This is a genomic window from Streptomyces sp. NPDC030798, from assembly GCF_055572275.1.
Genome location: NZ_JBVIDR010000030.1, coordinates 1 through 9,790, shown reverse-complemented (window position 1 = coordinate 9,790; position 9,790 = coordinate 1). Strand labels below are relative to the sequence as shown.

General features: G+C 72.9%; 6 protein-coding genes and 2 pseudogenes. 6 read left to right on the top strand and 2 right to left on the bottom strand.

Going from position 1 to position 9,790, the window contains the following annotated elements; translation table 11 throughout:
* The 4 genes and pseudogenes from ACZ404_RS36790 to ACZ404_RS36775 all read left to right on the top strand — a co-directional run.
* Positions 1 to 336: pseudogene (locus tag ACZ404_RS36790) on the top strand (thiamine pyrophosphate-requiring protein); the annotation flags it as partial.
* Positions 333 to 1,481, top strand: a complete 1,149-nt coding sequence (locus tag ACZ404_RS36785; protein WP_468447743.1) for an enolase C-terminal domain-like protein — start codon at positions 333 to 335, stop codon at positions 1,479 to 1,481. The pseudogene ACZ404_RS36790 and the gene ACZ404_RS36785, both read left to right, overlap by 4 nt.
* Positions 1,482 to 1,508: 27 nt before the next feature.
* A complete protein-coding gene (locus ACZ404_RS36780) occupies positions 1,509 to 4,661 on the top strand; it encodes an FAD-binding and (Fe-S)-binding domain-containing protein (protein ID WP_468447741.1) in 3,153 nt (1,050 codons plus the stop codon).
* Positions 4,662 to 4,730: 69 nt separating this feature from the next.
* The gene (locus ACZ404_RS36775; RefSeq protein ID WP_468447739.1) at positions 4,731 to 5,132 is read left to right on the top strand and encodes a hypothetical protein; all 402 of its coding nucleotides are present in this window, start codon (positions 4,731 to 4,733) and stop codon (positions 5,130 to 5,132) included.
* A gap of 87 nt (positions 5,133 to 5,219) precedes the next feature.
* On the opposite strand, the gene ACZ404_RS36770 is transcribed toward ACZ404_RS36775, so the two are convergent.
* Positions 5,220 to 7,001 (bottom strand): glycoside hydrolase family 15 protein, encoded by a 1,782-nt coding sequence (locus ACZ404_RS36770; protein WP_468447737.1) that lies wholly within the window; start codon positions 6,999 to 7,001, stop codon positions 5,220 to 5,222.
* A 45-nt stretch (positions 7,002 to 7,046) separates the two neighbouring features.
* On the opposite strand from ACZ404_RS36770, the pseudogene ACZ404_RS36765 reads away from it, so the two are divergent.
* Positions 7,047 to 7,403 (top strand): annotated as a pseudogene (locus tag ACZ404_RS36765) (hopanoid C-3 methylase HpnR); the annotation flags it as partial.
* A 137-nt stretch (positions 7,404 to 7,540) separates the two neighbouring features.
* The gene (locus tag ACZ404_RS36760) at positions 7,541 to 9,025 is read left to right on the top strand and encodes a SigB/SigF/SigG family RNA polymerase sigma factor (protein WP_468447735.1); all 1,485 of its coding nucleotides are present in this window, start codon (positions 7,541 to 7,543) and stop codon (positions 9,023 to 9,025) included.
* On the opposite strand, the gene ACZ404_RS36755 is transcribed toward ACZ404_RS36760, so the two are convergent.
* Positions 9,020 to 9,442 (bottom strand): SPW repeat protein, encoded by a 423-nt coding sequence (locus ACZ404_RS36755; RefSeq protein ID WP_468447733.1) that lies wholly within the window; start codon positions 9,440 to 9,442, stop codon positions 9,020 to 9,022. The genes ACZ404_RS36760 and ACZ404_RS36755 overlap by 6 nt on opposite strands.
* Positions 9,443 to 9,790: the final 348 nt, after the last annotated feature.

Sequence of the window (9,790 nt, the reverse complement as noted above, 5' to 3'; positions counted from 1 at the left end):
ATGGCCGGTGATCCGAAGTATCCGGGTTCGCAGGCGATCCCGGACGTGCCGTACGCGGCGTTCGCGGAGCTGCTGGGTTTGAAGGGCATCATCTGTGACCGGCCGAAGAAGATCGGTTCGGCCTGGGACGAGGCCCTGTCCTCCAGGACGCCGGTGGTGCTGGAGTTCAAGGTGGACCAGGAGATCGCGCCGATCCCGCCCCACATCACGACCGCCCAGGGCAAGAAGGCCGCCAAGGCCGCCGTGCACGACCCGGAACGGATGGGCATCGCCGCCAAGGGAGCGCGGCAGAAACTCACCGAACTGGCGGAACACCTGCCCGGGCGGCACTCGTGACCGGAGCCGCGACCCCCCGGCAGAGGGCCGAGGCCCGGATCGACGCCGTCGACATCCACGCGTTCCAGGTCCCCACCGACGGACCCGACGGCAAGGAGCAGGACGGCACTCTGGAGTGGGACTCCACGACCGTGGTCCTGGTCCGGGTGCACGCCGGCGGGGTGACCGGTCTGGGCTACACCTACGGGGACGTGTCGGTCGCCTCCTTCGCCGCCTCCAAGCTCGTGCCCGTCGTGAAGGGGCAGAGCGCCGACTCGCCCCCCGTGCTGTGGCACCGCATGGGGCAGCAGATCCGCAACGCCGGCCGCCCCGGCGTCGGCGCCATGGCCACCTCGGCGGTCGACGTGGCGCTGTGGGACCTCAAGGCCCGGCTGCTGGACCTGCCGCTGGTCCATCTGCTCCCCGCGTACCACGACCGCGTCCCGGTGTACGGCAGCGGCGGCTTCACCAACTACTCGCCGGAACGCCTCGCCGACCAGCTCACCGGCTGGGTGGAGCAGGGCATCCCCCGGGTCAAGCTGAAGACCTCCCGGGACCCGGAGGCCGACCCGCGCCGGCTCACCGCCGTACGCAAGGCGATCGGCGACGAACCCGAGCTCTTCACCGACGCCAACGGCGCCCTCGGCCGCAAGGAGGCCCTCTACTGGGCGCACCGGTTCCACGACGAGTGGGACGTGCGCTGGTTCGAGGAACCGGTCAGCTCGGCCGACCTGGACGGGCTGCGGATGCTGCGCGACCGCGGCCCGCTCCGGCTGGACGTGGCGGCGGGGGAGTACGCCTACACCCCGCAGGACTTCGTCAACCTCGTGACCGGCCCCGCCGTCGACTGCCTCCAGGCCGACGTCACCCGCTGCGGCGGCATCACCGGCGTCCTGGAGATCGCGGGGCTCGCCGCGGCCCAGCACCTGGACCTCTCCGCGCACTGCGCGCCGGCCGTCTCGGCGCACGCCTTCTGCGCGGTGCGCCGCCTGCGCCACCTGGAGTACTTCCACGACCACGTGCGGCTCGAACACCTTCTCTTCGACGGCACCCTGACACCCGCCGGCGGCGCCCTGCGCCCCGACACCGGGCGGCCGGGGCTCGGCCTGGACGTCAAGTGGGCGGACGTCGAGCCCCACCGCGTGTACGGAACGCGACCCGCGTGAACACGCCCGTGAAGGAGAGCTGATCCGATGGCCGACGCAGCACGCCGCACGACCCGTGAGATCCCGGCGAAGACGCACCCGGAGATCGCCGGCGCCCCCCGGGGCCGCGAGACGATCGACGTCGGCAGACTGGAGCGGGCACTGCGCAAGGAGGTCGCCGGCGAGGTCCGCTTCGACGCCGGTTCGCTGGGCCTGTACGCCCAGGACGCCTCCAACTTCCGCCAGGTGCCGATCGGCGTCGTCGTACCCCGCACCCTGGACGACGTCGTCGCCGTGCACCGGATCTGCCACCGCTTCGGCGCCCCCATTCTCAACCGCGGCGGCGGGACCAGTCTGTCGGGCGAGACGGTCAACGAGGCCGTCGTCATCGACCACTCCAAGTACCTCACGGCCATCGGCGGGATCGACACCCGCCGCCGCCTGGTCACCTGCGAGCCCGGCGTCATCAACGAGGAACTGAACCGGCACACGGGCGAGTACGGTCTGGTGTTCGGGCCGGACCCGTCCTCGCACTCCCGGTGCGTGATCGGCGGGAACATCGGCAACAACTCCTGCGGCATCCACTCCGTGCAGTCCCAGCTGTACGGCCCCGGCCCGCGCACCAGCGACAACGTGCACGCCCTGGAGATCGTGACGTACGACGGAGCCCGCTTCTGGGTCGGCGTGGACGAGGAGAAGGACCTCGACCGGATCATCGCCGAGGGCGGTCGCAAGGGCGAGATCTACGCCGCGCTGCGCGACCTGCGCGACAAGTACGCCGACGCCATCCGCGCCGGCTTCCCCTCCGCCGAACAGGTCCCGCGCCGCGTCTCCGGCTACAACCTCGACGAACTCCTGCCCGAACGCGGCTTCAACGTGGCCCGCGCCCTCGTCGGCACCGAGAGCACCTGCGCCACCGCCCTGAGGGCCGTGCTCATGCTGACCCCGGCGCTGCTGCAGCGCACCACCGTCGTCGTGGAGTACGAGGATCTCGCCGAGGCCTCCGAACACTGCGCGGAAATCATCGAACGGTTCAGGCCGATCGGACTGGAGGGCCTGGACGACGAGCTGATCCGGGACCAGCAGCTGCAGAACATGAACGTGGAGGACATCGAGGAACTGCCGCACCCGGGCGGCGGGGCCTGGCTGGTCGTCCAGTTCGGCGCCGACACCGACGAGGAGTCCGTCGCCCGGGCCGAGAGCTTCGTGCAATGGCTCACCGACACCAAGGGCTACGCGCCCGACCGCATCCGCATGGCCAAGAGCAGGCAGGAGGGCGGCACCAGCGAGCACCTGTGGGCGATCCGCGAGAGCGGCCTCGGCTCCACCGCCTTCCCGCCCGACGGCCAGGACCACTGGCCCGGCTGGGAGGACTCCGCCGTCCCGCCCGACCGGATCGGCAGCTACGTGCGCGGACTGCGCAAGGTCATGGAGCGGCACGGCATCACCGGCGCCATGTACGGCCACTTCGGCCAGGGTTGCATCCACTGCCGGCTCAGCTTCGACCTGCGCACCGCCGAAGGCCTCGCCACCTACCGGGCGTTCATGGAGGAGGCCGCCGACCTGTGCGTGTCCCTGGGCGGCTCGGTCTCCGGCGAGCACGGCGACGGGCAGCAGCGCGCCGAGCTGCTGGAGAAGCAGTACGGGCCCGAACTCCTGCAGGCCATGCGCGAGTTCAAGGCCATCTGGGACCCGCGGTGGAAGATGAACCCGGGCAAGGTCGTCGACGCCTACCGCATGGACGAGAACCTCAAGCTCGGCACCGACTACAACCCGCCCCGCATGCCGGTGAAGTTCGCCTACCCGGAGGACGGTGGGGACTTCGCCCACGCCACCCTGCGCTGCGTCGGCGTCGGCAAGTGCCGGGTCCCGCAGGCACAGAACACCATGTGCCCCAGCTACCAGGTGACCCGCGAGGAGAAGCACACCACGCGCGGCCGGGCCCGCCTGCTCTACGAGATGCTCAAGGGCGACGTCATCACCGACGGCTGGCAGTCCGAGGAGGTCAAGGACGCCCTCGACCTGTGCCTGGCCTGCAAGGGCTGCACCAACGACTGCCCGGTCAACGTCGACATGCCGACGTACAAGGCCGAGTTCCTCTACCACCACTACCGGTCGCCGCGCCGCCGGCGCCCCCGGTACGCCTACGCCTTCGGCTTCATCGACCAGGCCGCGCGCATCGCCTCGCGGTTCCCGGAACTCGCCAACCTCGTCACCCACGCCCCCGGCCTCGCCCGGCTCGCCAAGCTGGCCGCGGGCATCGACCGGCGCCGCCCGCTGCCGCGCTTCGCGCCGCTGACGCTGCAGGAGTGGTTCGCCCGCCGCGGCGGCACCGCCAACCCCGGCGGGCGCCCGGTCGTGCTCTTCCCGGACACCTTCAACAACTACTTCCACACCGAGGTCGGCGTCGCCTGCGTCGAGGCGATCGAGGCCGCCGGCTGGCGGGTCGTCATGCCCGAGCAGCACATCTGCTGCGGCCGGCCCCTCTACGACTACGGCTTCCTCGACACCGCCGAGCGCTACCTCCACCACGTCATCGACACCCTGCGCCCGCACCTGCGCACCGGCACCCCCGTCGTCGGGATGGAGCCGAGCTGCCTGGCCGTCTTCAAGGACGAGCTGACCAAGCTGCTCCCGCACGACGACGACGCCCGAAGGCTGACCCAGAACGCCTACCACTTCGCCGAGTTCTTCCAGACCTATCGCATCGAGCCGCCCCGGCTGCGCGGCTCGGCCCTGCTGTGGGGCCACTGCCACCAGCGCGCCACCGGCGGCATGGACCCCGACCAGGAACTGCTGGAGAAGATGGGCCTGGAGGTGCGCAACCTCAAGGGCGGCTGCTGCGGCCTCGCCGGCTCCTGGGGCTTCGAGTCCGGGAAGTACGGCATCTCCCTGGACTGCGGAGAACAGGCCCTGCTGCCCGCCGTGCGCGACGCCGGCGAGGACTGTCTCGTCGTCGCCGACGGCTTCTCCTGCAAGACGCAGATCAAGCACGCCGGCACCGGACGGCGCGCCCTGCACCTGGCCGAAGTGATGCGGCTGGCCCGCGACCAGGACGGCGGCGGCCCCGCCCGGCTCCCGGAACGGCGCGTCGGCACCGGACCGAAGCCGCCCCTGCGCACCCGGGCCCTGCGGGTGTCGGCCGCCGTGGCGGCGGGCGCGGTCGTGACGGCCCTCGGCATCCGGGCGGTACGCCGCTGAGGGCGGTCGGCCGCCGTACGGCCCGGCACCGGTCCTTCCGACGAGAGCACCACCTCGGCGGTGAGAGCGATGAGCGTGAGCGCGGACGACATCATCATGGTCTTCGGGCGGGACGACGCCCTCTCGGTCTACCCCTCCCTGCGTGTGACGGAGGAAGAGCTGCGGGCGGCCGAGGTGGTCGACGGCGCCTACGCGGCCTTCACCGTCGAGGGGCAGGTCGTCGACCTCCTGGTGCAACGGGGCGGCTCGGGGCCGGTCGTGGCCCTGTGCACCGGGGAGGACGGCCGGGCCGACCTGGAGCGCCGCCTCGCCCGCTTCTGGGCACGCCGGCCCGACGCCGCCGACGGCACCGCCCCGGGACCGCGGGCCACCGCCGCCCTGATCCTCGGCCGCGGCACCCGGCTGCCCGGCCGGCGGGGGCACCGGCTGACCCGGCTCTTCAGACGACGCGGCGCCCCGGCCCGCGGCTGACCCCCGGGCCAGGGTCTTTCGTCTGGATCAGGCCAGACCCCGCGAGCCCGGCATGACCCGGACGAGAGGCCCCAGCGGCCCGGCGCCTCACTGCGGCAGCACCGAGGCGTCGCCCAGCCGTACGGCGCACTCCAGCAGCAGCGCGTGCACGAACGCCTGCGGCAGATTGCCGCGCAGCTGACGCTGCCGTACGTCGTACTCCTCGGCGAACAGGCCGGGCGGGCCGCAGGCCGAGCGGGTGCGCTCGAACCAGCGCAGCGCGGTGGCGCGGTCGCCCAGACGGTCGGTGGCGAGCGCCATGGTGAACCCGCACAGCAGGAAGGCGCCCTCGGCCTCGCCGAGCGGGATGCCAGGGTGGTCGAACCGGTAGACGTAGCCGTCCTCCGCCAGTCGCTCCTCGATGAAACGCCGGGTGACGGCGGCGCTCGGGTCGTCGGGGGCCGGGCAGCCCCGGGCCAGCGAGGTGAGCAGCGCGGCCTCGGGCCCGTCATCGTCGGCGGCCCGGCGCCAGCGGCCGTCCGGACCCAGGCACCGGCGGCGCGTCTCGGCGTAGACCACGTCGGCGAGGCCGGCGCAGCGCCGGCCCGACGCGCCCGGCAGCACCTGGGCGATCCTGCGCAGCCCGCACACCACGCTCAGCCGGGACTGGGACCACCACCGGTCCTCCAGCTCCCACAGCCCGGCGTCGGGCCGCTGCCAGCGACGCTCGACGGCGTCCACCGTCACCTTCACCGCCCGCTCGGTGTCCGGGCCGAGCCGGTCGTGGTGGGCCGCGGCGGCGAACAGCTGAAGGGCCTCCCCGAAGGCGTCGAGCTGGAACTGGGAGGCCGCCTTGTTGCCGAGCCGGTCGCTGCCGCCCGGGTAACCCGGCAGCGGCAACTCCCGCTCGTCCGGCACCGGGCCGCCGTCCACGGTGTAGGCGGGGTGCAGCCCGTCGCCGTCGGCGAGCACCCGCTCGGTGGTGAAACGCACGGCGGTGTCCAGCAGTTCGTGCGGCCCGTGCGCGGCGACCGCGAGACCGGCGTAGCACTGGTCGCGCACCCACGCGAACCGGTAGTCGTAGCTGCGGCCGGTGCCCGCCCGTTCCGGCAGCGAGGTGGTCGCGGCGGCGACCATGCCGCCCGAGGAGCTGGTCAGGCCGCACAGCACGGCATAGGCGTGCCGGGCGTCGCGCGGCGTGGCGAGCCCCGAGCAGTCGGGCACGGCCTTGCGCCACGCCTCCTCCGTCTCGGTCCACAGCTGCCCCGGGTCCGGCGGAGGCCCGTCGTCGCCGGTCGCGATCTCCAGCGCCAGGTCGTGCTCCTCACCCTTGCGCAGCCGGACCTCGCCCCTCAGCCCGGACTCCGGGTCCCAGGACGCGTGCGGAGCCCCGACCAGCCGCAGCCGCAGCCCCTTGGCCTCGGCGCTCCACACGCCGTCCCCCAGGCGGGGGTTGGCCATGCGCTCCCGGCCGAACCCGGGCCGCGGGTCGAGGGTCAGCCGCAGGCGGGCCTCGCCCCGCTCGACGCGCATCCGGCGCAACAGCACCAGCCGGTCCGGGCTCGCCGGCATCGCCAGCGCGTCCCGGCACTCCACCACCGCGTCGGTGGTCACCCAGCGGCTCACCCGGATGAGGGTGCCGTCCTCGTAGTAGCCGCCCCAGACGTGCCACCGGTCCTCGGGCTCCACGCCGAAGTGCCCGGCGCCGCCGACGAGCGCGGAGAACACCGCGTCACTGTGCCAACGGGGCGCGCACAACCAGACGATCCGTCCCTCGGGGTCCACCAGGGCACCGCGTTCGCCGTCGGCGAGGACGGCGTAGTCCCGCAGCACGAACGGCGGACTGGCGCCCCTGGGCGCCTCCTTCTGCTGATCGGCGCTTCTTCCCATGGCACTGAGGTTTCCCGGCGGTCCTGGCCGGAAACGGCGCCTGCAACCATCCGCGACCACCGCCTCTTCGACATCCAGCACGCGGTGGTCCCGACCGCCCTGCCCCTGGAGGAGTTCTACCGCGACCTGGTGCGCACCCGGGCCGTGATCAACCGCAAACCCCTCGGCCTGCGCACCGCCCTCGGCACGGCGCAGATCCTCGGGCGCAACCTGCTGCGCGGCCAGACCGACCTCGCCCGCATGCTCGGAAAGTTCAACCGGGTCCACCACCCCGAGCGTCGACTGGCCGACCACCGCCGGCCCGTGCGCTACGAGCTTCCGCTGCCCCGCCCGGTCGACGTCGGCGACCGGCGCAAGCTCTACGTCCACGTCAAGCCGGCCCCGCCCCGAGCCGGCAGGTGAGGCCAAGGGCCTCACGGAGGGTGGCTGACCGGCGCTCCCGAGTGGCCGACGGCCGACCGGGTGCCGTTTGCATAGGCTAAACGAAATGGGGAACCCATGGTCTGCCCAGCGGAACCAGCCGACCGGCAGAGGCACCCATGACCCCTCTCACCAGCACCGAAGCGCCGGCGACCCAGGAAGCCGCTGGGACGCGCCTGTCGTCGTGCGTGATCGACGACCTCGTCCGTGAGGTCCGCCGGGCGCCGGCCGGAGCCGCCCGCGACGCTGTCCGCGACCGGGTCGTCCGCCGGCTGCTCCCCGTGGCGCGCCGCATCGCCGCCAAGTACCGGCACGCCGGGGGAGAGGAGCAGGACGACCTCTACCAGGTCGCCTGCCTCGGCCTGGTCAAGGCCGTCGACGGCTACGACCCCGAGCAGGGCCACGCCTTCCTGTCCTACGCGCTGCCCACGGTCACCGGCGAGATCAAGCGCCATCTGCGCGACCGCACCGGACTCGTGCGGGTGCCCCGGCCGGTCCAGGAGGCCCGGCAGCAGGTGGTCCGCAGCCGCCGGGAACTGGAGCAGCGCTTCGGCGGACGCCCGCCGACCCGGGAGGAGATCGCCGAGGACTGCGGCCTGTCCGCGGAGGCGGTCGCGGAGGCGCTGCGAGCCCAGCAGGTCGCGCGCCCCTGTTCCCTCGACGCCACCCTGGACGGCTCGGACGAGGGCGCCCCCGCGTTCGCCGACACGATGGGCCGCCCGGACCCCGCCCTGGAAGAGGCCGACGAGCGTGTGGCGCTCATGAACGCCGTACGGCAGCTCCCGGACCGGGAGCGCCGGATCCTGTTCCTGCGCTTCTTCCACGACCAGACCCAGCAGCAGATCGCCGACGCCGTGGGCATCTCGCAGATGCACGTCTCCCGGCTGCTCGCGCACTGCCTGGAACGCCTCCGGGAGACGCTGGCCCCACCCGTTCGGCGGGAGCTGCGCACGGGGACGGAGGACAGCGGTCACGGCGCCGCAGAGAGAACGCAGGGCGCAGAGGCGCCCGGTCGGCCTGGAGGACCTGGGCGCCCTCACGCGTGCGGTGCCGACGGCCTCCGGGCTGCTGCCCGGCACCTCCGCCCGGTGGCGCGACCGCGTGGGGAGCACGGTGACCCTGCCTCAGCTCGGATTCCTGGCCGTGCTCTCCGGTCGGGGCCCGGCCGTGGTGGTGCCGGCGGGCCTGCCGCAGGTCGCCCTGTCGGCCGCGATGCGCAGGGGGACCGACTGGTCAGGGCCGGGGTGGCCGGCCGGCGGTCCAGCCCCGGCAACCGCCGCGGGACCCCGCTCCGGCTCACCGAGCACAGCCGGCGCACGGTCGGAGCGGTCACCGCGCGGCGGCGCGCCGAGATCGCCGCCACGCTCCAGCGGCTTCGGCCCACCCCGCGGCCGGCCCTCGTCGAGGCGCTCAGCGCTTTCCACGCGGCAGAACCGCCCGTGCCGAGGGGGAGGGGCCGCACCCGGGCGGCCGGGAAACGGGGACGGAGTCGGAGCGCGGCGCCGAGAGCGGCGCCGCCTCATCCCCGTCGTGGTGCATGGTCTCCGGCCGTGGAGCCGGCCCCGGCGTACGTCGGGAACCGGCCCGCAGCCGTGGGGTCATGAGCGGCGCTTGGCGCCGGCCATGGCCATGGTCATCAACCCGAGGATGACCGCCACCGCACCGGTGATGGTGTTGCTCACGATCGTGCCCGTGGTCGCCGAGGCGTGCTGCACGGCCCAAGGGCTGATGATCGTCCATGCGCCGATGGCGGCGGCCACCCAGCCCATGCCGAAGGTCCGCTCGTAGACCGAGCCGAAGCCCAGGGCCAGCACGGCCAGGGCGATGCCGGTGACGAGGTTGCTCACGGCGAGCGGGTTGCCGTTGAACCCGATCACCCAGGGGGAGATCGCCATGTAGAGGCCGGTCAGCAGCGTCAGGCCCTCGGTCATCTGCAGGGCGGGCTTCGCCGATACCTGGGCGTAGTGGGCTCGCATGGCGAGCAGATCGGGATGTTCCTCGATGCGCGGGTGTGTGGCCACGACGGCCACCTCCTTCGTGCTGCCTTGCTTTTCCTTCCGTCTTGCGCGTATCCGGCTCGGACCCGCTCAATCGTGGCACAGTGCAAAAAAAGCGTCCAGATTCTTCGGATGCCGGAAGATTCCTTCCGTTCTCTCTCACATGACCCCGAAGGGGTCATCACCGCGTTTATCGCCTCTTCCGTGCGGCAACCCCAAGGCGCGACCGTTCCACTCCAGCTCAGGAGCCCCCATGACCCAAGTCGCCGACTATGTGCTGCAGCGCCTGACCGAATGGGGCGTGAAGCGTGTCTACGGATATCCGGGGGACGGGATCAACGGGTTGCTCGGTGCGTTCGACCGGGCGTCGGG